Consider the following 21739-nt stretch of genomic DNA (forward strand, 5'->3'; position numbering starts at 1 on the left):
GTAAAAGCACAGATTCCGGCGCTGCCCAGATGGCACTGCTGGCTTGTCACGTACGGCGGCGTTCGTGACAGAACGAAAAAGCCCGGTTCCGACCGGGCTTTTTTTCGCCTCGCCTTTATCCGTCAGCACCCTCCCCTGCGCCCAACAGCAACCGGCAGGTGGTCAGGGTGCTGACGAATAAACGCAACCCACCATAAGGAGTCGTGATGAACCAAGTCATTCGCCAAAAACAAGCGGTCCGGCAGGCGTTGCGGGATCGGTTTGCACTGTCCACCTCGGAGATGTACGTGATAATCGGTCGCGAAGAACCTGTGAAGGTGCCCCGCTTCAACGTGGTGCCGCTCGTCAAGAACCTATTCGACGTGGTCGAGCGCTCCACCGGCGTTTCTCGTGGCGCCCGCACCGGCCATGACGGCGCCTGCCAGTATGCCGACCAGCTTGAGGGCAACGCGGACTTCTTCGAGGCGGCCAAGGCCACGTCAAAGCGTTTCGGGTGGCGCATGGTGCGCTGGACAGCCGGTTTCGCGGCCATGTTGGTGTTGTTCGCCTACTTCGGTGCACAGCCATGATCGGCGAACCGATGCCCAACCCGAAGGACGCAGTGATCGCGGATCTCAATCGTCAAATGGATGCCTTCTTCGGCGCCGGGCGAAGCGTGCAGGAAGTCGCCCAGGGCGTAAGTGGCGTGAAGGATGGCACCTACGGCGGTGGTCACAGCAGCAAGCTGCGCGCCGAGCGTGATCGTCTTGCGCCTGGGCTCAAGCAGTTGGCTGAGATCGGCACCTCGATCAACAAGGCCGCAGCAGCAATTGGTATCGACCACAAGCGCGCCAGGCTTATCGCCCGTGAGAACGGCTTCAAGTTCAGCGACAACCCATGAAGCGAATCAGTAACCAGGTGCGCCAGCGCCTTCGTCAATCGCAATTCAACCTCCCCCCAAGCGGCCTGTCGGCCATCCCGGAGAAACAGCCATGTCCACAGCAACCAATACCGCCGAGTTCCTCGAAGAGCTTAACGGCGGCGCTTTCGCCAGCCAAATCGGCCACGCCATCTCTGAAGTAGCCGGCGGCGTTGTTGACCACGGCAAGGCCGGCAAGCTGGTCATCACCCTCGACTTCAGCCAGATCGGCGAATCCCATCAGGTAAAGATCAAGCACAAGCTCGACTACAAGGTGCCGACCAAGCGCGGTACCCGAAGCGAAAACACCAGCCTCGACACGCCCATGCACGTGGGCACCGGTGGCCGCGTGACGCTGTTCGCCGAGAAGCATGACCAGCTCTTCACCCGCGAAGACGCGCCAATCCCAAAGCGCACCTGAACTACAGACCACCCTCCCCTCCGCAATCCAAGGAAATAACCGATGTCACTTACCAAAGATGCACTTCAGCTCATCAACGCGAATGCCCTGGACGCCGCCGGCAAGACTCTGGCGACGCTGATCCCGACTGTGGTGCTGTCGGAAGATGCGAAAATAGTCGATCTGGAACGCTTCCAGGACGGGCGCAGCCGCTTCCGTGGCACCTACAGCACCCACTCGCTGGCAGACTTCAGCGCCTACGTGGTTGAGCGTGCAGCGCTTGGCGCGCGGGGCTTTATTGACCAAGACGCAATGAGCTGTGTCCTGCTGTTCAACCTGGGCACCACCGGCGAACCCGGCCACGCCGATGACCGCGCCGTGCTCAAGCTGAAGCCAACCGCCGGCTACACCGCCGCCCAGCAAATCGGCGGGCGCGGCATCAGCCAGAAAGACCTCAGCGATTGGATCGAAGACTGGCATCAGTACCTCACCCCAGTTGATGAGGCAGGCGACCCAATCCCGGTGGCCAAGGCAATCGCCGCCGTGCGCACCATCACCATCAAGGCTTCCAGCGAATCGGAAACCACAGTTGGCGAGACCGGCGCCAGCCGCAGCGCGATGGACCAAATCGAGGCCCGCAGCAAAGAAACCCTGCCGGTCTCCCTGCAGTTCAGCACCATCCCGTTCGAGGGTCTGACCGAACAAGTCATCACGCTGCGCCTGTCGGTCATCACCAGCGGCTCGCAACCAGTGCTGAAACTGCGCTGGGTTGGTGAAGAGGTTCAACGCGAAGACATCGCGCAGGAGTTCAAGGCGGTTCTTCAGGAAAAAATCGGCGAGGCTGCCGTCCTGTCGCTGGGCGCGTTCGATCCGAAGTAACAATCAGGCCGGGAGACCGGCCTGCCTCCCACCCTACTCGCTGCATCCGGTCACCGGAGGGCGGCGCCTACTTCATGAGAACGTGAATTTCATACCCTTTACCATTCGGCCAATCATCGCGAAGAACATTAATTACTCCCGAGCCAGCTTCGGACGTCGCCGGCTGCCCCGACATAATAGCCTTCGTGATGACGACAGGAAGTTTCGCTCCCAATGCCTTTTGAGAAAGGACGCTTGATGCCGAAACCAGTGCTTTCGTTGCAGCATCCTTTGATTTTGGTTTGAAGTAGTTCAGCACGAGATAAACCTGGGTAGGCGAGACGACGCTTCCCTCCACGTAATACGCAAGGTTGTTCGGTAATGGATTTCCAGAGCCGATATCCAGGTAATCACTTGAGCACCCCCAAGTCCCATCTTCTAGATCGCGCCACGTTCCGCCAGACAGTGAAGATCCAGACAGCAACGAACATGCTTGAGACGGGCTGCTCACTTTCAGGTCTGCAAAACAGTTGACTGACGCCAGCAGCAATAACGGCGCGATTATCAGCTTCTGCATGAACCTTCTCCTTGATCCGGCTCCATGCCGGTCACCCGTAATACCCCATATCAACGAATCACGCCAGCCGGCGAGGATCCCCTATGCCTCCCTACAAATTGTCCGGGACGACGGTCGTCAGCTTTTCCGGCGGACGCACCAGCGCCTACATGCTGCGCCAGGTGCTGGACAACAACGAAGACCTGAGCGATCTGGTCGTCACCTTCGCCAATACCGGAAAGGAACACCCGGCCACTCTGGAGTTCGTTCGGGAATGCGCCGAGCGCTGGGCCGTGCCGATTGTCTGGCTGGAGTTTCGCGACGATGACGCAGGATATTCGGTAGTGGATTACGTCACTGCCAGCCGCCAGGGCGAACCGTTCGAAGCCCTGATCCGCAAACGCAAGTACCTGCCCAACCCTGTGACCAGGTTCTGCACCATCGACCTCAAGATCCGCATCATCCACAAGTATCTCCGCAGCCTGGGCCTTTCGACCGAGGAAGCGCCGGTGGACATGATGACCGGCATTCGCGCCGACGAGCCGCGCCGGGTGGTGAAGATCAGGCACCGAAAAAGTACCAGCGAAAGCAAGTGGGCCACGATGGTGATGCCGCTGGCTGACGCTGGTGTCGGCGTCCAGGACGTGACCGACTTCTGGGCCGGCCAACCCTTCGACCTGATGCTACCCACCATCAACGGCAGAACGCTGGAAGGCAACTGCGACCTTTGCTTCCTCAAAGGCGCCAAGCAGGTCTATTCGATCATCGCCAGCGACCGGCCCAAGGCCGAGTGGTGGGCGCGCATGGAGAGCTCAGTGGTGTCCGGCGGCAAGTTCACCGGTGACGGGGCCAGATTCCGCACTGACCGCCCGAGCTACCAGCAGATGCTCGACTACTCCGATACCCAATTCGACATGTTCGCCGATCACGACGAGGCAATCGACTGCTTCTGCGGCGACTGAGGATCCCCTATGCCCGATATCACCTACGGCTCTGTGTGCAGCGGCATCGAAGCCGCGACACAGGCCTGGCACCCGCTGGGCATGCGCGCCGCCTGGTTCGCCGAGATCGAACCGTTCCCCTCGGCGGTCCTGGCCCACCACTACCCCGACGTGCCGAACCACGGCGACATGACCAAGCTGGCCGCCCTGGTGCGGGCCGGAAAGATCCCGGCGCCGGACGTGCTGGTCGGCGGCACCCCGTGCCAGGCCTTCAGCGTTGCCGGTATGCGGGAAGGCCTCACCGACCCACGCGGCGCCCTCACCATCAAATACGTGGAGCTTGCAGATGCAGTTGACTATGTTCGCGCCGGCCAGCGAAAGCCCGCCAGCGTCATCGTCTGGGAAAACGTCCCCGGCGTCCTCAGCGACAAAGGGAACGCCTTCGGATGCTTTCTTGGCGCGCTTGCTGGGGAAGACTGCGAGCTGCAGCCTCCAGGGAAGAAATGGCAGGACGCTGGTTGTGTGTATGGACCCAAAAGAACAATCGCGTGGCGGGTCCTGGACGCCCAATATTTCGGCCTGGCCCAACGACGCCGTCGTGTGTTCGTTGTCGCAAGTGCTCGAGACGGGTTCGATCCCACCGAGGTACTTTTTGAGCGCGAAGGCGTGCGCCGGGATACTGCGCCGCGCCGAGGCGAGGGGCAAGACGTTACCGGAACAGCTCCTTTCGGCCCTGCACTCCAGTGCGGATGTGGATCCGTCTTCGCTGAATCCCTAGGCCAATACGGCTGCCCGAACTGCGAAGGCGATGAAGGGCCGGCGGTGTCAATGTTCGGCGGGATACCGGCGTTCGGCGGTCACGGCCTGGAAGGATCAGTTGAGCGATCCGCCACGCTTACCGCGAAGGACACCCGCCTGGACGTGGAAAGCGAAACGTTCTTCGTGGCGCCGACACTCGCTGGCGGCGGACGCAAGTCCGGAGGGTACTCGCTCGACGACATTCCAATCACTGCCCCGACACTTCGCGCCCAAGCACAAAGCAGCCACCGAGCCGACTCTGAAGCATTCATCGTGGCTGGCACACTGCAGGCCAGTGGCAAGGCGGCCGGAAGCGCCACTCAGCAGGATGCCGAATCGGGCCTGCTGGTCGTGCACGGCACGCAAGACCCTGGCATCAGCGACAAGCTCGCCTTTGCCCTGGGCCGAAACAACGGCCAGGAAAACGCTGTGCTGGCCTTCTCCTGCAAGGATCACGGCGCCGACGCTGGGGAGATCGCCCCCACCCTGCGCGCCATGAATCACTCGGGTAGCCACGCCAACGCAGGCGGCCAGATCGCCGTCTGCATCACCGGCGACATCACCCATACGCTGAAAGCTGAAGGGTTCGATGGGAGTGAGGACGGAACAGGCCGCGGGCAGCCGATAGTCGCATGCCGCGACGTAGCCCAGACCTTGACCAGCAACTACGGCAAGCAAGTCGACAACACAGACTCATCCCTGGGCCCCAACGTTGTGTCTTCCACCAGTTCTGTCCGTCGACTCACTCCCCGCGAGTGCGAACGCCTTCAGGGCATGGCCGACGATTACACCCAGATCCCCTGGCGCGGCAAGCCAGCCAGTGAGTGCCCGGACGGACCCCGCTACAAGGCGATCGGCAACAGCAAGGCCGTCACCGTGGTTCGCTGGATCGGCCGGCGCCTTCTGCAACAACTCTGAACTCCCCCACTCCACCGCCCGGCATGGCCCGGCAAGGACTCCCCGTGAAACGGATTTACCTAAGCGGCCCCATGACCGGCCTGCCCGGCCTCAACTTCGCCGCCTTCCACGCGATGACCACCAACCTGCGCGCCGGCGGCCACACAGTCACCAACCCTGCCGAGATCAACCCCGACGGCGGCACCTGGAACGACTGCATGCGCCGCGACATTGCCGCCCTGATGGACTGCGACACCGTGGCCACCCTGCCCGGCTGGGAGCATTCAAAGGGCGCCCGTCTGGAAGTCCTGATCGCCGAACGCCTCGGCATGACGGTTGTGAATGCCCATGACCTGGTAACGAGGGAGGCTATATGACCGCCAACCAAACGATTGACGGCGTGCCGCGTGAGCTGCTGGACAAGGCTTTTCTCGATGCTCAGCGAGTGCGATTCGACACAGATAAGCAGGTGATCGAGTTGCGCGACCCGCTGGATAAGCCTGGACCCTGCTCGCAAGAATGGACTGACGACGGCGAGTTCACTCTGACATGTACCAAGTGCGGAAAGACAGAAAACCATGAGCCGTACGGCTGGGTGCAGACGCGCGGGAACGCGATCAATCACTTCACGCAGGAATGGGATGTGGTCGAATCCTGGGAAGATCAAGGCTTTGAATACAAGGCGATGTTCGACCACGCCGAGCATCCCGCGCCGGTATCGGTGGTTCTGCCTGAGCGCCAGCCGGGCGACGATGGTGTATGCACCGAATCGCATTACGCATCGGGCTGGAATTCCTGCATCGACGAGCTGAAACGCCTCAACCCCTCTCTGTAATTCCTCCCCCTTCAAAGTCAGCCGCTATAGCGGCAAGGACGAAGTCATGCCTGAAGAAAACAAACAAGACCTGGCTGCAGCTGATCGCAAGCTACTCATTCAGGCCGCGCACTCCGCCCGCATCGATATCGAACCGTGCACTTGCAGCGATCCTAAGTGGCCTTTCCGGCTGGCTGGCAAGTCGGGCGTCCGTGGACACTGGAACCCGCTCATCAATGACGGGGATGCGCTGCGCTTGGCGGTGGTCATGGGCCGCATGGAGCGCCTGGGCGTAGCCATCCACATAGTCGAGCCATTCGACGGCGACACCGGGCCGTATACCTACGTGGATGCTGAGCGCTTCGGCGAACACACCATGTACCACCACGCCGATCCGTTCGGGGCAACTCGCCGCGCAATCGTCGAAGCCGCAGCTGAAATCGGGAGAGGGTCATGAGCCGGAGCGGATACAGCGACGATTGTGGTGGGTGGGATCTGATCTGCTGGCGGGGCGCTGTGAATTCGGCGCTCAGGGGAAAGCGCGGACAGGCTTTCCTGGTCGAGTTGCGCGATGCTCTGGACGCCATGCCTGAAAAGCGCCTGGTGGCAGACACGCTCGAAGCAGACGGCCAGTTCTGCACCCTCGGCGTTCTCGGTGCAAAGCGCGGTGTGGACATGAGCACCATCGATGCGCATTGCCGAGAGACGGTGTCGGAAGCTTTCGGAATTGCGCCAGCCATGGCCGCCGAAGTCGTGTTCGAGAACGACGAATGTGGGTGGAACGAAACTCCAGAGCAGCGCTGGCAGCGGATGCGGAAATGGATCGACAGCCATATCAAGCCGGTGACGCCATGATCGCCACCCTCTGGTTCGCCTACGCCTTCATCTACAAGGGGCCAAGGCCATGACCGAACAAAATACCAAAGAATTTTACTCTGCCGAGCAAGCCTCTCAGCAGGCCGTCGACTGGTGCAAGCGCCATCCCGCCTGGCGCCGGATCTGTGATATCCCGGATCACTCTGTGTTCGTGAAAACCTACGACGAGATCCCCAAACGCGAACGCGCCTACTGGGACGAGAACGGTGGCGAGGAATGCTGGCGAGAATTCGGGATCGCAGGAAACAAGGTGCCTACCGGATTCATCTCTGGAAAAGGCGAGTTCTTCGACCACGTTCTCAAAGTCCCCCTCCATCACAACCTCATGATGGTTTTTCGCGTCGGCAAAAGCTGGAAACCGTAAGCCTTTAGCCCTAACCCCAATCCCCCTACATGCCTGCCGGTGAGCGGCGGGCGAGGTATTCCTATGCCCGAATTAACGTACGAACAAAAACTGGTCGATTACGCGACAGCGCCGAAAGCCACCGCTGGAATCATCAGCCAGATCGAAAACGGCAACTTCGTCAATCACTGGTGCGGAAAGCTACGCGGGAAGTTTGTGCAAATCGGTCCGACCTGGAAGGCATCCACGAAGCAGCAGGCCACGGAGTCCGCTCGGCAGTTCCGAGCGCAGTGCCTGGCAGAAGCGAAGGCCAAAGGCCTGCTCCCCTCCTAACCCACCTTCTGCCGCCCAGCGCGGCAAGGACACCCCATGTTCGCAACGAAACTCACCCTGATCCTGCTGGGCGCTTTGCTGTACCTGGTAGGAACACTCGGCTGGTTCTTTTGGGCCGGCCCAGACCTTGTGGGCACGGGAACCACCGAGGCACTGCTCTACGCCTTCGCTGGCACCTGTGCCTGGCTGCTGATCAGCTTCGCCCTGGCAATTCAAATCATCAAGACAGCGCGGCCCACGGCGGCCGGCGGGAGCAACCCATGAGCAAAGTCACCCTGGATGAATGGGCGGCGGCCGAGTTCAAGACGCCGCCAAGCCCCAACACCCTGCGCAAATGGGCTCGAGAGGGCCGAATCGCGCCGGTACCGGTCAAGCACGGGCGCAACTACTATGTAGAGTCCGACGCCCACTACCAAGAACCTGATCAGCAGCCCGTACGTATCGTCGGCGGGAGCCTGATCAGCAGAATAGAGAGAGCACGCAATGGCGCCCAGGCCGCGTAACACCGGGTCAAAGGATCTTCCGCCCAATCTCTACCGCAAGACTGACGCCCGCAACGGCGTCACTTATTACACCTACCGCGATCCGGTCAGTGGTCGCGTATTCGGCCTGGGCAAGGACAAGGAGGCGGCGATCCGTGAGGCCGTCGCCGCCAACCACGCAGACGCGATCAAGCCAACGCTTGCAGAACGCATCAGTACGCCGGCGCCAGCGCCTGGAAAATTGTTCTCGGAATGGCTGGACGAGTACCGCGAGCTGTTCGCTGAGCGGAAGTTGTCAGCCAGCAGCAATAAAAACGTAGGCATGCGGATAAACCGACTGACGGCGGTATTCGGCTCCAAGGGGATTAAGGACATCACAACGATGGATGTGGCTGATTACCTGACTGGTATGGCCAAAGAGGGAAAGGCGCAGATGGCCAGGGCAATGCGTTCGCTGTTGCGAGACGTGTTCGCCGAGGCTCAGGCGCGGGGGTGGGCAGACGCCAACCCGGTCGAAGTGACCAAGGCCGCGCGGGTGAGCATCAAGCGCGAACGGCTGACGCTGGAACTGTGGAAGGCAATCTATGAGGAAGCCAAGAAACCATGGCTTCGCAGGGCAATGGAGCTGGCGGTGCTGACTGGCCAGCGCCGGGACGATATAGCCTCGATGCTTTTCAAGGACGTGCACGACGGCTTCCTTCATGTCGTTCAGTCCAAGACCGGGGCCAGGCTGCGTATCAGCACCGCGCTTCGCCTCGAGTCGGTCGGCCTGGATCTGTCCACCGTAATTAAGCAATGCCGCGACCGCGTTCTGTCACAACACCTGGTGCACCATGCACAAGCTTCGGGCCGCGCAAAGGCTGGCCAGCCATTGGTGCTGGACACGCTGAGCTCTGCATTTGCCGAAGCGCGCGACAAGGCCGGCGCGAAGCTGGGTATAAGTTTTGGGCGCCAGCCACCGTCCTTTCACGAACAACGCTCGCTGGCTGCACGCCTTCATGAGCTTGAAGGCCGTGACGCCCAGAAACTACTCGGTCACCGTTCGGCCACAATGACCGATCTGTACCGCGACAGCCGAGGCGCTGAGTGGATCGACGTGGCATAATCGACGGCTGAATTTTTGGGCGATATTGGGGAAGTTTTGGGGAGGATTTTATGCCCAAGGAAATCAAGCAGTTACAGCTTTACGGCATCAAAGCCTGCGACACCATGAAAAAAGCCCGCACCTGGCTCGACGAGCACGGGGTGAGCTATGAGTTCCACGATTACAAAACGGCCGGTATCGACCGCGAACACTTGACCCAATGGTGCAACGAGCACGGTTGGCAGGTGGTTTTGAACCGTGCGGGCACCACCTTTCGCAAACTCGAAGACGAACGCAAAGCCGATCTCGATCAGTCGAAAGCCATTGAATTGATGCTCGCACAACCCTCGATGATCAAGCGCCCGGTGCTGGATCTCGGAGACAGAACCCTGATTGGCTTCAAGCCAGATAGTTATTCGGCGGCCCTGAAGTAGGCCAGCCCTTCCATTTTTGTAGAGGTAACAGCATGTCCAATTCCCTGTTCAGCCTGGGCTTCGGCGTCGGCACCCAGAACCGTCAAGGCGCCTGGCTGGAAGTGTTTTACGCACAGCCGCTGCTCAACCCATCGGCCGAAATCGTCGCCGCCATCGCGCCGATCCTGGGTTACACCGAAGGCAACCAGGCCATCCCCTTTACCATCAACCAGGCGCTGCAGCTGGCTGATGCACTCAAGAATGTCGACGCTGCCCAAGCCGCGCTGCTCAACCGCCTGGCGGAAAGCCACACCCCGCTGGTCGCCACCCTGCTGGCCGAAGACGCTGCGCTGACATCGACGCCTGAGGCTTACCTCAAGCTGCACCTGCTGTCCCACCGCCTGGTCAAGCCCCATGGTCTGAACCTGGCGGGCGTGTTCCCACAGTTGCCGAACGTGGCCTGGACCAGCCAGGGCGCCATCGACATCAACGAACTGGCCGAACGCCAACTGGAAGCGCGCCTGCGTGGCGAGCTGCTGGAAGTATTCTCGGTGGACAAGTTCCCGAAAATGACCGACTACGTGGTGCCGAGCGGCGTGCGTATCGCTGATGCGGCACGTCTGCGCCTGGGCGCCTACGTGGGCGAAGGCACCACCGTGATGCACGAAGGTTTCGTCAACTTCAACGCCGGCACCGAAGGCCCGGGCATGATCGAAGGCCGTGTCTCGGCAGGCGTATTCGTCGGCAAAGGCTCGGACCTGGGCGGCGGTTGCTCGACCATGGGTACCCTGTCGGGTGGCGGCAACATCGTGATCAAGGTCGGCGAAGGTTGCTTGATCGGCGCCAACGCCGGTATCGGCATCCCGTTGGGTGACCGCAACACCGTGGAATCGGGCCTGTACGTGACCGCCGGTACCAAGGTTGCCCTGTTGGACGAGCAGAACCAACTGGTCAAGGTGGTCAAGGCACGCGAACTGGCCGGCCAGTCGGACCTGCTGTTCCGCCGCAATTCCGAGACCGGTGCCGTGGAGTGCAAAACCCACAAGTCGGCCGTCGAACTGAACGAAGCGCTGCACGCTCACAACTAAGCAGCCACTCGATGCCCCTAGCGGGCCGCACCTGCGGGTTGCGGCTCGCTTATACGAGTCTTGAACACCATGCTTGTGCCCTCTCCCTGGCGCGCCGATTTCCCGGCCATCGCCGCCCTGCAACGGCAAGACCAGACCTATCTGGACAACGCCGCCACGACACAAAAACCCCAGGCCTTACTGGATGCCATCAGCCATTACTACGCCAACGGCGCAGCCAATGTGCACCGCGCCCAGCATTTGCCGGGCGCCCATGCGACCCAGGCTTTCGAAGACAGTCGCAGCAAAGTCGCGCAGTGGCTGAACGCAGGTGACAGCGGGCAAATCGTATTTACCCACGGCGCGACGTCTGCGCTGAACCTCCTGGCCTATGGCCTTGAGCATTTATTCACTGCCGGCGATGAGATTGTCATCAGCGCCCTGGAACACCACGCCAACCTGCTGCCCTGGCAGCAACTGGCCAAACGCCGTGCACTCACGCTGGTGGTGTTGCCGCTGGGCGATGAGGGCGTCATCGACCTGCAAGCCGCCGCCGAACTGATCGGCCCACGTACGCGGCTGCTGGCGGTAAGCCAACTGTCCAACGTGCTCGGCGTCTGGCAGCCGCTGCAAGCCTTGCTGGCACTCGCCAACACGCACGGTGCGTTGACCGTGGTGGATGGTGCCCAAGGTATCGTCCATGGCCGCCATGACGTGCAGGCGCTGGGCTGCGACTTTTACGTATTCTCCAGCCACAAGCTGTACGGTCCGGACGGTGTCGGCGTGTTGTTTGGCCGCAACGAAGCCCTCCATCACCTGCGTCACTGGCAGTTCGGTGGCGAGATGGTGCAACAGGCGGACTACCACAGCGCCAGCTTTCGCAGCGCGCCGCTGGGCTTTGAAGCGGGCACGCCACCGATTGCCGGCGTGATCGGCCTGGGCGCCAGCCTGGATTACCTGAGTTCGTTGGATCAACAGGCAGTGCTCGCCCATGAAGCCGCGTTGCATGACTACCTGTTGCGCGGGTTGAAAGCGCGAAACGGCGTGCGAGTGCTCGGTTCGCCGCAGGTGGCGCTGGTGAGCTTTGTGGTGGACGGCGTCCATAACGCCGATCTGGCTCACCTGCTGACCGAGCAAGGTATTGCCGTGCGCGCCGGGCATCATTGCGCGATGCCGCTGCTCAAGGCGATGCACTTATCCGGGGCGATCCGTGTGTCCCTGGCGCTGTACAACGACTCTGATGATCTGGAGCGCTTTTTTGATGCGTTGGACCAGGCACTGGATATGTTGCGATGAGCATGCCGACCGATGCGCTTGCAGCGCTGCAAGCCTTTCAGTCAGTAGGCAGCTGGGAACAGCGCGCCCGCATGCTGATGCAATGGGGCGAGCGGCTGCCCGCATTGGCAGATGAGGATAAGGTCGACGCCAACCTGGTGCAGGGCTGTGAAAGCCTGGTGTGGTTGGTGGGCCGTTTGGAGGACGGCCATTGGCAGTTTGCCGCGAGCAGCGACGCGCGGATGATTCGTGGCTTGGTGGCATTGCTGCTGGTGCGGGTCAATGGGCTGCCGGCTGCTCAATTGCAGACGGTCGACTTGCCTGACTGGTTCAATCAGCTCGGGCTTTCCCGACAGTTGTCGCCGTCTCGTAGCAACGGCCTCAATGCCGTCTTACAGCGCATGCGCGAATTGAGCCGAACACAAAACTGAATGTGGGAGTGGGCTTGCCCTAATACTCTTCAATTAAGCGTAAGCCACCGCCTGTAGGAGCAAGCTTGCTCGCTCCTACAAACGTTCTGAGATTCAGGTGGGCTTGACCCGCTCGGAAGGCCGGCGCACCCCGGCCACGATCTTATCCACCGCCTTGGTCGCCGCCACCATGCCGAACGTGGCGGTGACCATCATCACCGCGCCAAACCCACCGGCGCAGTCCAGCTTTACCCCATCCCCCACGAAACTCTTCTGCAGACAGATGCTCCCATCCGGCTTGGGATAGCGCAGTTGCTCGGTGGAAAACACGCAGGGCACGCTGTAATGGCGAGTCACGGTACGCGAGAAACCATAGTCGCGACGCAAGGTGGAGCGTACTTTCGAGGCCAGCGGATCGTTGAATGTACGGTTCAAATCGCACACCTGGATCAACGTCGGGTCGATCTGTCCGCCGGCGCCACCGGTGGTGATGATCTGGATCTTGCGACGCTTGCACCAGGCAATCAGCGCTGCCTTGGCGTTGACGGCGTCGATGCAGTCGATCACGCAATCGATATCCACTGTGATGTATTCGGCCATGGTGTCGCGAGTCACGAAGTCGGCCACCGCATGCACCCTGCAGTCGGGGTTGATACCGCGCAGGCGCTCGGCCATCACTTCGACCTTGGGCTTGCCCACAGTGCTGTCCAAGGCATGCAACTGGCGGTTGCTGTTACTCACGCAGACATCGTCCAGGTCAAACAGCGATATTTCGCCCACCCCGCAGCGGGCCATGGCTTCCGCCGCCCAGGAGCCCACGCCGCCGACGCCGACGATTGCCACATGGGCCGCCTTCAAGCGCTCCAGGCCCTCAATGCCATACAAGCGGGCGACGCCTGCAAACCGCGGATCTTCTGTACTCATGACCATTACCCCAAAAACCGGCGCGCATTATGGACTACGAAGCGACAAGTTCGAAGCGACAAGCTACAAGTAAAGAACTTAGAGGGTCTTTCGCTGACTAATGTCCGGCTTTTCTCTGTCTGCTATACGCTCAGGGAAGTGCCAGTGTAGGATGCGCGCCGTTCGGCGTTGGCCGACACCTCTTTTCGTTCCACACCCTTTGGAACCCGAAACCGCCATGTCATCGCGTAAATTTGGACTCAACCTGGTGGTAGTGCTGGCAATTGCCGCGCTGTTCACCGGCTTCTGGGCGCTGATCAACCGCCCGGTCACTACCCCCAACTGGCCTGAACAGATCTCAGGGTTCTCTTACTCGCCGTTCCAGCAAGGCCAGTTCCCACAGAAAGACCAGTATCCGACCGACGACCAGATGCGTCAGGACCTGGCGATCATGAGCAAGCTGACGGACAACATCCGTACTTACTCGGTCGATGGCACCCTGGGGGACATCCCCAAGCTGGCCGAAGAGTTCGGCCTGCGCGTGACACTGGGGATCTGGATCAGCCCGGACCTGGAGCGTAACGAACGCGAAATCCAGCGCGCCATCGAGATCGCCAATAGCTCACGCAGTGTCGTGCGCGTAGTGGTCGGTAACGAGGCATTGTTCCGCGAAGAGATCACCCCGCAAGCACTGATTGCGTTGCTGGACCGGGTACGCGCCGCCGTGAAAGTGCCGGTGACGACCTCCGAGCAATGGCACATCTGGGAAAAGAACCCGCAACTGGCCAAGCACGTCGACCTGATCGCCGCGCACATCCTGCCTTTCTGGGAATTTATTCCGATGGACAAGGCCGGCCAGTACGTACTCGACCGTGCCCGGGACCTGAAGAAACTGTTCCCGAAAAAACCGCTGCTGCTGTCGGAGGTTGGCTGGCCGAGTAACGGACGCATGCGCGGCGGTAACGAAACGTCCCCGGCAGACCAGGCCATCTACCTGCGCACACTGGTGAACAAGCTGAACCGCCAAGGCTACAACTACTTCGTGATCGAGGCATTCGATCAGCCGTGGAAAGTCAGCGACGAAGGTTCGGCGGGCGCCTATTGGGGCGTTTATAACGCCGCACGCCAGCAAAAATTCAACTTTGAAGGCCCCGTCGTCGCAATCCCGCAATGGCGCGTACTGGCTATCGGCTCGGTGGTGCTTGCGCTGCTGTCCCTCACCCTGCTGATGATCGATGGCTCGGCCTTGCGCCAGCGCGGCCGTACCTTCCTGACCTTTATCGCGTTCCTGTGCGGTTCGGTGCTGGTATGGATCGGCTACGACTACAGCCAGCAATACAGCACCTGGTTCAGCGTGACCGTCGGTATCTTGCTGGCACTCGGCGCCCTCGGCGTGTTTATCGTGTTGCTGACCGAGGCCCACGAACTGGCGGAAGCGGTATGGACCCACAAGCGTCGGCGTGAATTTCTGCCGGTGGAGGGGGATTCGGACTACCGCCCGAAAGTATCGATCCATGTGCCTTGCTACAACGAGCCACCGGAGATGGTCAAACAGACCCTCGACGCCCTGGCCGCCCTCGATTACCCGGACTACGAAGTCCTGATCATCGACAACAACACCAAAGACCCGGCCGTGTGGGAACCGGTGCGCGATTACTGCGAAACCCTCGGCCCGCGCTTCAAGTTCTTCCATGTCTCGCCCCTGGCCGGTTTCAAGGGCGGTGCACTGAACTACCTGATCCCGCACACCGCCAAGGACGCCGAAGTGATCGCGGTGATCGACTCGGACTACTGCGTGTCGCCGAACTGGCTCAAGCACATGGTGCCGCACTTCGCCGACCCGAAAATCGCCGTGGTGCAATCGCCACAGGATTACCGCGACCAGAACGAAAGCACCTTCAAGAAGCTCTGCTATGCGGAATACAAGGGCTTCTTCCATATCGGCATGGTTACCCGTAACGACCGTGACGCGATCATCCAGCACGGCACCATGACCATGACCCGCCGCTCGGTGCTCGAAGAGCTGGGCTGGGCCGACTGGTGCATCTGTGAAGACGCGGAACTGGGCTTGCGCGTGTTCGAGAAAGGGCTGTCGGCGGCGTATTACCACGACAGCTACGGCAAGGGCCTGATGCCGGACACCTTCATCGACTTCAAGAAACAGCGTTTCCGCTGGGCCTATGGCGCGATCCAGATCATCAAGCGCCACACCGCCAGTCTCTTGCGCGGCAAGGACACCGAGCTGACCCGTGGCCAGCGCTACCACTTCCTCGCGGGCTGGTTGCCGTGGGTGGCGGACGGCATGAACATCTTCTTCACCGTCGGCGCGCTGCTGTGGTCCGCAGCGATGATCATCGTACCAACGCGGGTCGACCCACCGTTGCTGATTTTCGCGATCCCGCCGTTGGCGTTGTTCGTGTTCAAGGTCGGCAAGATCATCTTCCTCTACCGCCGTGCGGTGGGTGTGAACCTCAAGGACGCGTTCTGCGCCGCCCTCGCTGGCCTGGCGCTGTCCCACACCATCGCCAAGGCGGTGCTGTATGGTTTCTTCACCACCAGTATTCCGTTCTTTCGCACACCGAAAAACGCGGATAACCACGGCTTCTGGGTCGCAATCTCGGAAGCACGCGAAGAGATGTTCATCATGCTGCTCTTGTGGGGCGCGGCGCTGGGGATCTACCTGGTGCAGGGCCTGCCGAGCAATGACATGCGCTTCTGGGTGGTGATGCTGCTGGTGCAGTCGCTGCCGTATGTGGCGGCCTTGATCATGGCTTTCCTGTCTTCGTTGCCAAAACCTGCGCCGGAACCGGAACCCGCGCCTGCCGCGTAAAAACTTGCGCAAAGCACTAAACGGCGGCCTCTGGCCGCCGTTTTGCTATAAGATAACGGCCATTTTGTTGGACCAGGCAAGCTCGCCGCCAGATTGGATCTGCGCCGTTTCAAGATTTGTATTCCACATTCGCCCAGCACCCATTACATGCTTTCCGGAGTTTTCCCATGACGGCCCATGCCGACCTTTCGCCGACCCTTCAACTCGCTATCGACCTGATCCGTCGCCCCTCGGTCACGCCGGTCGATGCCGACTGTCAGAAGCTGATGATGCAGCGCCTGGGCGACGCCGGTTTCAAGCTTGAGCCGATGCGCATTGAAGACGTGGATAACTTCTGGGCCACCCATGGCAAGCACGACGGCCCGGTGCTGTGTTTTGCCGGCCACACCGATGTGGTGCCGACCGGTCCGGTGCAGGCCTGGCAGAATGATCCGTTCGATGCACTGATCGACGAAAACGGCATGCTGTGCGGCCGTGGCGCGGCGGACATGAAAGGCAGCCTGGCGGCCATGCTGGTGGCATCAGAGCGTTTCGTCGCCGACTACCCGGACCACAAGGGCTCGGTGGCCTTCCTGATCACCAGTGACGAAGAAGGCCCGGCGCACCACGGCACCAAAGCCGTGATCGAACGCCTGGCGGCACGCAAGGAGCGCCTGGACTGGTGCATCGTCGGCGAGCCGTCGAGCACCACGCTGGTGGGCGATGTGGTCAAGAACGGTCGTCGTGGCTCCCTCGGCGCAACCCTCACCGTACGCGGTGTGCAAGGTCACGTGGCGTACCCGCACCTGGCGAAGAACCCGATTCACCTGGCGGCTCCGGCCCTGGCCGAATTGGCCGCCGAGCATTGGGATGACGGCAACGCATTTTTCCCACCGACCAGCTTCCAGATTTCCAACCTCAATTCCGGCACCGGTGCCACCAACGTGATCCCAGGTGAGCTGACGGCAGTGTTCAACTTCCGCTTCTCCACCGAGTCCACCGTCGAAGGCTTGCAACAGCGCGTTGCGGCAATCCTCGACAAGCACGCTCTGGACTGGCATGTGGACTGGGCCTTGTCGGGCCTGCCGTTCCTGACCGAACCGGGTGCACTGCTGGATGCGGTGTCCGCCAGCATCAAGGCGATTACCGGGCGCGAAACCAAGGCGTCCACCAGTGGTGGCACTTCGGACGGTCGCTTCATTGCGACGCTCGGCACACAAGTCGTCGAACTGGGTCCGGTCAACGCCACCATTCACCAGGTCAACGAGCGCATCCTGGCCAGTGACCTCGATGTGCTGACCGAAATCTATTACCAGACCCTGATCAAGTTGCTCGCCTGATGCTCGCCTGCCCCATTTGCAGCGCACCGCTCAACGCGGTGGACAATGGCGTGGTATGCCCGGCCGGGCACCGCTTCGACCGCGCGCGCCAGGGTTACCTGAACCTGCTGCCTGTGCAGCACAAGAACAGCCGCGACCCCGGCGACAACCTGGCGATGGTCGAGGCGCGCCGCGACTTCCTCAATGCCGGGCACTACGCGCCGGTGGCCAGGCGCCTGGCCGAGCTGGCCGCCGAACGTGCTCCACAGCGCTGGGTGGACATCGGTTGCGGCGAGGGTTACTACACCGCGCAAATGGCTGAGGCCCTGCCCCATGCCGACGGTTATGCGCTGGATATCTCCAAGGAAGCGGTCAAGCGTGCCTGCAAGCGCAACCCGGCACTGACCTGGTTGATCGCCAGCATGGCCCGCGTGCCGCTGGCCGACGCCAGTTGCCAGTTCCTCGCCAGCGTGTTCAGCCCGTTGGACTGGCAGGAAGCCAAACGCTTGCTCAGCCCTGGCGGCGGCCTGATGAAAGTCGGCCCGACCAGCGGCCACTTGATGGAGCTGCGCGAGCGCCTGTACGACGAAGTGCGCGAGTACACCGACGACAAGCATCTGGCCCTGGTGCCGGCGGGCATGAGCCTGGCACACAGCGAAACCCTGACGTACAGCCTGAGCCTGGCCGAGCCCAGGGACCGCGCCAATCTGCTGGCCATGACGCCCCACGGCTGGCGCGCCAGCGCCGAGCGCCGCGCACAGGTGATCGAGGCGGCCGAGCCGCTGCTGGTAACCGTGTCGATGCGCTACGATTATTTCGTGCTTCAATAACCGACTTTTAAGTATCCGCGAATGGATTTTCGAATCCCGCAACGAGGAATATCCATGCGCCAACCTGATATCGAGATTTACCTGAAGGACGCCGACGTCGACCACAAGGCCATCGCCGCCTGGCTGGGCGCCGCCCTGGGCCCGTGCACCGACTGGGTCCAGAAAGGCCAGACCTACAAGTGCAAAGCCGGCAATGTACCAGTTACCTGGCTGCCCAAGGCCGTGGGCAAGTGGAACAGCCTGTACCTGGAGAGCGACCAGACGCCATGGGACGACGACATCGCCTGCGCCCGCGCAGCCTTTGCCGCGCTGAACGTGGAAGTGCGCTGTGCACCGGGTACCTGGGTCGAAGAGGAAGGTGAAGAAAGCGCCGACACCTGGATTCGCATCAGCGCGGACGGTGAAGAGCAGATCACCTGGAGGACGGCTTAAAGACAGCTGCAAGCTTCGAACGGCAAGCGGCAAGTCAAAGCACTTGCAGCTTGCCGCTCCAAACTTGCAGCTCGGCCTACAGGCCGACCACATCCTCCGCCTGCAAACCTTTCTCGCCGCTCACCACCGCATATTCCACCTGCTGGCCTTCAGCCAGGGAGCGGTGGCCTTCACCACGAATAGCGCGGTAGTGCACAAACACATCCTTGCCATCTTCGCGTTGGATAAAACCATAGCCCTTTGCATCGTTGAACCACTTCACATTGCCGGTTTCGCGCGTTGTCATCTGTTTTTCTCCCACATGCTTTTTATTGTTGAGTCAGCCGCATGGAACTGCCGAGTATATGGCAGGTTCAAAAAGCTTCAACTCAAGTTTATTTAGCCGCTTTTTGCCGATTTTCGGCGAATACGGCACACTACCCGCCCGAGCAACTGCTCGGTTTTTTCCACTTGAAGCAGCACGCCTATGACCCGCTCCCCGTTCCGCCGTCTGGTGTTTGGCACCTTGCGCCGACTGTTGTACCTCTGGGTTCGCTCGGAGACGATCAACCAGTCGTCCCTAACCCTCAACCTCGACCGCAGCCGGCCGGTGTTCTACGTCCTGCAATCGCCTTCCCTCACCGAATTGGCCGTGGTTGACGCCGAGTGCACCAAAGCCGGTCTGCCGCGTCCGGTGCTGCCGGTATCGGTAGGCCCACTGATGGAACCTGCCGCGTTCTTCTACCTGACGCCGGACCCCGACTGGCTTGGCCGCCAGGACAAGCGCGGCGCGCCGCCGACCCTGACCCGCCTGGTCAATACCCTGAGCGAACACGCCGAAGAGAATGCACAAATCATTCCGGTCAGCGTGTTCTGGGGCCAATCGCCCGAGAGCGAGTCCAGCCCGTGGAAACTGCTGTTTGCCGACAGTTGGGCAGTCACCGGGCGTCTGCGCCGGTTGTTGAGCATCCTGATCCTCGGTCGCAAGACCCGTGTGCAATTCTCTGCGCCAATCAACCTGCGTGAATTGATCGAGCACAATAAAGGCCACGAACGTACCGTGCGCATGGCTCAACGCATCCTGCGTGTGCACTTTCGTAACCTGAAGACCGCCGTGATCGGCCCCGACCTGTCCCACCGCCGCAACCTGGTGAAGGGCCTGGTCAATATGCCCTTGGTACGCCAAGCCATTGCCGAAGAAGCCGAACGGGAAAAAATCTCCCCGGAAAAAGCCAAGGCGCAAGCCCTGCGCTACGGCAACGAAATCGCCTCGGACTACACCTACACCGCGATCCGCTTCCTCGAAGTGGTGCTCAGCTGGTTCTGGAACAAGATCTACGACGGCATCAAGGTCAACAACATCGAGGGCGTGCAAAAGGTTGCCCAGGGCTACGAGGTCATCTACGTACCTTGCCACCGCAGCCATATCGACTACCTGCTGCTGTCGTACCTGCTGTTCAAGAACGGCCTGACCCCGCCGCACATCGCCGCCGGTATCAACCTGAACATGCCGGTGATCGGCAGCCTGTTGCGCCGTGGCGGTGCGTTTTTCATGCGCCGCACCTTCAAGGGCAACCCGCTGTACACCTCGGTGTTCAACGAATACCTGCACACCTTGTTCACCAAAGGCTTCCCGGTGGAGTACTTCGTTGAAGGCGGACGCTCGCGCACCGGACGCATGCTGCAACCGAAGACCGGGATGCTGGCGATCACCCTGCGCAGCTTCTTGCGCTCTTCACGCATGCCGATCGTGTTCGTGCCGGTGTACATCGGCTATGAGCGCGTGCTCGAAGGCCGCACCTACCTCGGTGAATTGCGCGGTGCAAGCAAGAAGAAAGAATCGATCTTCGATATTTTCAAAGTGGTCGGCGCGCTCAAGCAGCGCTTTGGCCAGGTCGCCGTCAACTTCGGCGAGCCGATCAAGCTGGCCGAGTTTCTCGACGCCGAGCAACCGGACTGGCGCGCCCAGGAATTGGGCCCGAACTACAAACCGGCGTGGCTCAATGAGACCACCAACCGCCTCGGCGAACAGGTGGCGCGCCACTTGAACGAAGCCGCGGCGGTGAATCCGGTAAACCTGGTAGCCCTGGCACTGCTGTCCACCACGCGCCTGGCCCTGGACGAACAAGCCATGGCACGCCAGTTGGACCTGTACCTGGCGCTGCTGCGCCGCGTGCCCTACTCGCCTCATACCACCTTGCCCGAAGGCGACGGACTGGCGCTGATCAAGCACGTCAAGGACATGGACCTGCTGTCGGAACAAAGCGACGCTCTGGGTAAGATCCTGTACCTGGATGAGCAGAACGCCGTCCTGATGACCTACTACCGCAACAACGTGCTGCACATTTTTGCCCTGCCGGCGCTGCTGGCGAGTTTCTTCCAGAGCAGCTCGCGGATGAACCGCGAGCAGATCCTGCGCTACACCCGCGCGCTCTACCCCTACCTGCAATCGGAGCTGTTTATCCGCTGGTCGCTGGAAGAGCTGGACACGGTCGTCGACCAATGGCTGCAAGCATTTGTGGAACAGGGCCTGCTGCGCTTCGAGAACGATGTGTACCTGCGCCCGGCCCCGAGTTCACGGCACTTTGTATTGCTTACGCTGCTGTCCAAGAGCATTGCCCAGACCCTGCAGCGTTTCTACATGGCCATCTCGCTGCTGCTCAACAGCGGCCAGAACAGCATCAGCGCCGAAGAACTGGAAGACCTGTGCACGATCATGGCCCAGCGCCTGTCGATCCTGCATGGCCTGAACGCTCCGGAATTCTTCGACAAGAGCCTTTTCCGACATTTTATCCAGACATTGCTGGAGCAAGATGTGCTGCGCCGTGACGAGGCCGGTAAATTGAGTTACCACGACCTGCTTGGCGAGTTGGCCGAAGGCGCAGCGAAACGCGTGCTACCGGCAGAGATTCGCTTGTCGATCCGGCAAGTGGCGCTGCATCGGGTTGATGGCGCGGCCGAGGCAGCGGTCGAACCTCAAGAAACCCGCTAGATTGAATCAGGCGCCGGGAGGGTTTCCGGC

27 protein-coding genes are annotated in these 21739 nt (G+C 61.0%); 24 read left to right on the forward strand and 3 right to left on the reverse strand.

The genetic code is table 11. The features are described 5' to 3' along the window. Nucleotides 1-206: 206 nt before the first annotated feature. The 4 genes from EXW71_RS09475 (at nucleotide 207) to EXW71_RS09490 (ending at nucleotide 2177) form a co-directional block, all read left to right on the forward strand. A complete protein-coding gene (locus EXW71_RS09475; RefSeq protein WP_134658204.1) occupies nucleotides 207-569 on the forward strand; it encodes a hypothetical protein in 363 nt (120 codons plus the stop codon). After that, entirely contained in the window at nucleotides 566-880 is a 315-nt protein-coding gene (locus EXW71_RS09480; protein WP_134658206.1) for a hypothetical protein, read from the forward strand. The genes EXW71_RS09475 and EXW71_RS09480 overlap by 4 nt, the downstream gene beginning before the upstream one ends. A gap of 91 nt (nucleotides 881-971) precedes the next feature. Further along, nucleotides 972-1319, forward strand: a complete 348-nt coding sequence (locus EXW71_RS09485; RefSeq protein ID WP_134658208.1) for a hypothetical protein — start codon at nucleotides 972-974, stop codon at nucleotides 1317-1319. A 42-nt stretch (nucleotides 1320-1361) separates the two neighbouring features. Beyond that, nucleotides 1362-2177, forward strand: coding sequence for a DUF2303 family protein (locus EXW71_RS09490; protein WP_134658210.1), 816 nt, complete (start codon nucleotides 1362-1364; stop codon nucleotides 2175-2177). Between the two features lie 67 nt (nucleotides 2178-2244). Here EXW71_RS09490 and EXW71_RS09495 read toward each other — a convergent pair whose 3' ends face one another. Continuing rightward, nucleotides 2245-2733, reverse strand: a complete 489-nt coding sequence (locus tag EXW71_RS09495; RefSeq protein ID WP_134658212.1) for a hypothetical protein — start codon at nucleotides 2731-2733, stop codon at nucleotides 2245-2247. A gap of 83 nt (nucleotides 2734-2816) precedes the next feature. Here EXW71_RS09495 and EXW71_RS09500 point away from each other — a divergent pair, with 83 nt between their 5' ends. The 15 genes from EXW71_RS09500 (at nucleotide 2817) to EXW71_RS09570 (ending at nucleotide 12466) form a co-directional block, all read left to right on the forward strand. After that, entirely contained in the window at nucleotides 2817-3674 is an 858-nt protein-coding gene (locus EXW71_RS09500) for a phosphoadenosine phosphosulfate reductase family protein (RefSeq protein ID WP_134658215.1), read from the forward strand. Nucleotides 3675-3683: 9 nt separating this feature from the next. Continuing rightward, entirely contained in the window at nucleotides 3684-5369 is a 1686-nt protein-coding gene (locus tag EXW71_RS09505; protein ID WP_134658217.1) for a DNA cytosine methyltransferase, read from the forward strand. 44 nt (nucleotides 5370-5413) lie between these two features. Further along, nucleotides 5414-5725 carry a DUF4406 domain-containing protein gene (locus EXW71_RS09510; protein ID WP_134658219.1) on the forward strand — a complete coding sequence of 104 codons (312 nt, stop codon included), beginning with the start codon at nucleotides 5414-5416 and terminating at the stop codon, nucleotides 5723-5725. Further along, on the forward strand, nucleotides 5722-6183 hold the full coding sequence (locus EXW71_RS09515) for a hypothetical protein (RefSeq protein WP_134658221.1): 462 nt from the start codon (nucleotides 5722-5724) through the stop codon (nucleotides 6181-6183). Before EXW71_RS09510 ends, EXW71_RS09515 begins: the two co-directional genes overlap by 4 nt. 46 nt (nucleotides 6184-6229) lie before the next feature. Beyond that, a complete protein-coding gene (locus tag EXW71_RS09520; protein WP_134658223.1) occupies nucleotides 6230-6619 on the forward strand; it encodes a hypothetical protein in 390 nt (129 codons plus the stop codon). After that, complete coding sequence (locus EXW71_RS09525; RefSeq protein ID WP_134658225.1) at nucleotides 6616-7017, forward strand: hypothetical protein; 402 nt, start codon at nucleotides 6616-6618, stop codon at nucleotides 7015-7017. The genes EXW71_RS09520 and EXW71_RS09525 overlap by 4 nt, the downstream gene beginning before the upstream one ends. 49 nt (nucleotides 7018-7066) lie before the next feature. Next, nucleotides 7067-7402, forward strand: coding sequence for a hypothetical protein (locus EXW71_RS09530; RefSeq protein WP_134658228.1), 336 nt, complete (start codon nucleotides 7067-7069; stop codon nucleotides 7400-7402). Between the two features lie 63 nt (nucleotides 7403-7465). After that, on the forward strand, nucleotides 7466-7714 hold the full coding sequence (locus EXW71_RS09535; protein ID WP_003215376.1) for a hypothetical protein: 249 nt from the start codon (nucleotides 7466-7468) through the stop codon (nucleotides 7712-7714). Nucleotides 7715-7750: 36 nt separating this feature from the next. Beyond that, the gene (locus tag EXW71_RS09540) at nucleotides 7751-7978 is read left to right on the forward strand and encodes a hypothetical protein (RefSeq protein ID WP_134658230.1); all 228 of its coding nucleotides are present in this window, start codon (nucleotides 7751-7753) and stop codon (nucleotides 7976-7978) included. Beyond that, nucleotides 7975-8217, forward strand: a complete 243-nt coding sequence (locus EXW71_RS09545) for an excisionase (RefSeq protein ID WP_123365804.1) — start codon at nucleotides 7975-7977, stop codon at nucleotides 8215-8217. Before EXW71_RS09540 ends, EXW71_RS09545 begins: the two co-directional genes overlap by 4 nt. Then, the gene (locus EXW71_RS09550; RefSeq protein WP_134658232.1) at nucleotides 8198-9301 is read left to right on the forward strand and encodes a phage integrase Arm DNA-binding domain-containing protein; all 1104 of its coding nucleotides are present in this window, start codon (nucleotides 8198-8200) and stop codon (nucleotides 9299-9301) included. The genes EXW71_RS09545 and EXW71_RS09550 overlap by 20 nt, the downstream gene beginning before the upstream one ends. A gap of 50 nt (nucleotides 9302-9351) precedes the next feature. After that, nucleotides 9352-9714 (forward strand): ArsC family reductase, encoded by a 363-nt coding sequence (locus EXW71_RS09555; RefSeq protein WP_134658234.1) that lies wholly within the window; start codon nucleotides 9352-9354, stop codon nucleotides 9712-9714. 32 nt (nucleotides 9715-9746) lie between these two features. After that, the gene (gene dapD / locus EXW71_RS09560; protein ID WP_123714887.1) at nucleotides 9747-10781 is read left to right on the forward strand and encodes a 2,3,4,5-tetrahydropyridine-2,6-dicarboxylate N-succinyltransferase; all 1035 of its coding nucleotides are present in this window, start codon (nucleotides 9747-9749) and stop codon (nucleotides 10779-10781) included. Nucleotides 10782-10850: 69 nt separating this feature from the next. Then, nucleotides 10851-12056: an aminotransferase class V-fold PLP-dependent enzyme gene (locus EXW71_RS09565; protein WP_134658236.1), complete on the forward strand. Its 1206-nt coding sequence runs from the start codon at nucleotides 10851-10853 to the stop codon at nucleotides 12054-12056. Further along, entirely contained in the window at nucleotides 12053-12466 is a 414-nt protein-coding gene (locus EXW71_RS09570; protein ID WP_134658238.1) for a SufE family protein, read from the forward strand. The genes EXW71_RS09565 and EXW71_RS09570 overlap by 4 nt, the downstream gene beginning before the upstream one ends. Nucleotides 12467-12559: 93 nt before the next feature. Here EXW71_RS09570 and tcdA read toward each other — a convergent pair whose 3' ends face one another. After that, nucleotides 12560-13369 carry a tRNA cyclic N6-threonylcarbamoyladenosine(37) synthase TcdA gene (gene tcdA / locus EXW71_RS09575; RefSeq protein ID WP_167665839.1) on the reverse strand — a complete coding sequence of 270 codons (810 nt, stop codon included), beginning with the start codon at nucleotides 13367-13369 and terminating at the stop codon, nucleotides 12560-12562. Nucleotides 13370-13586: 217 nt separating this feature from the next. Here tcdA and EXW71_RS09580 point away from each other — a divergent pair, with 217 nt between their 5' ends. From EXW71_RS09580 to EXW71_RS09595, 4 genes are all read left to right on the forward strand, one after another. Next, nucleotides 13587-16178, forward strand: a complete 2592-nt coding sequence (locus EXW71_RS09580; RefSeq protein ID WP_123714883.1) for a glycosyltransferase — start codon at nucleotides 13587-13589, stop codon at nucleotides 16176-16178. A gap of 167 nt (nucleotides 16179-16345) precedes the next feature. Then, nucleotides 16346-17497 (forward strand): succinyl-diaminopimelate desuccinylase, encoded by a 1152-nt coding sequence (gene dapE / locus EXW71_RS09585; protein ID WP_123714882.1) that lies wholly within the window; start codon nucleotides 16346-16348, stop codon nucleotides 17495-17497. Next, entirely contained in the window at nucleotides 17497-18306 is an 810-nt protein-coding gene (locus EXW71_RS09590) for a putative RNA methyltransferase (RefSeq protein WP_134658242.1), read from the forward strand. Before dapE ends, EXW71_RS09590 begins: the two co-directional genes overlap by 1 nt. A gap of 54 nt (nucleotides 18307-18360) precedes the next feature. Beyond that, entirely contained in the window at nucleotides 18361-18738 is a 378-nt protein-coding gene (locus tag EXW71_RS09595) for a hypothetical protein (RefSeq protein ID WP_123714880.1), read from the forward strand. Between the two features lie 76 nt (nucleotides 18739-18814). Here EXW71_RS09595 and EXW71_RS09600 read toward each other — a convergent pair whose 3' ends face one another. Beyond that, nucleotides 18815-19024: a cold-shock protein gene (locus EXW71_RS09600; RefSeq protein ID WP_017844724.1), complete on the reverse strand. Its 210-nt coding sequence runs from the start codon at nucleotides 19022-19024 to the stop codon at nucleotides 18815-18817. 180 nt (nucleotides 19025-19204) lie between these two features. Between EXW71_RS09600 and plsB the strand changes: the two genes are divergently transcribed. Beyond that, nucleotides 19205-21709, forward strand: a complete 2505-nt coding sequence (gene plsB / locus EXW71_RS09605; protein WP_123714879.1) for a glycerol-3-phosphate 1-O-acyltransferase PlsB — start codon at nucleotides 19205-19207, stop codon at nucleotides 21707-21709. The last annotated feature ends 30 nt before the right edge of the window (nucleotides 21710-21739 follow it).

It is taken from the genome of Pseudomonas sp. BCA17 (assembly GCF_004519405.1).
Taxonomy (GTDB): Bacteria; Pseudomonadota; Gammaproteobacteria; order Pseudomonadales; family Pseudomonadaceae; genus Aquipseudomonas.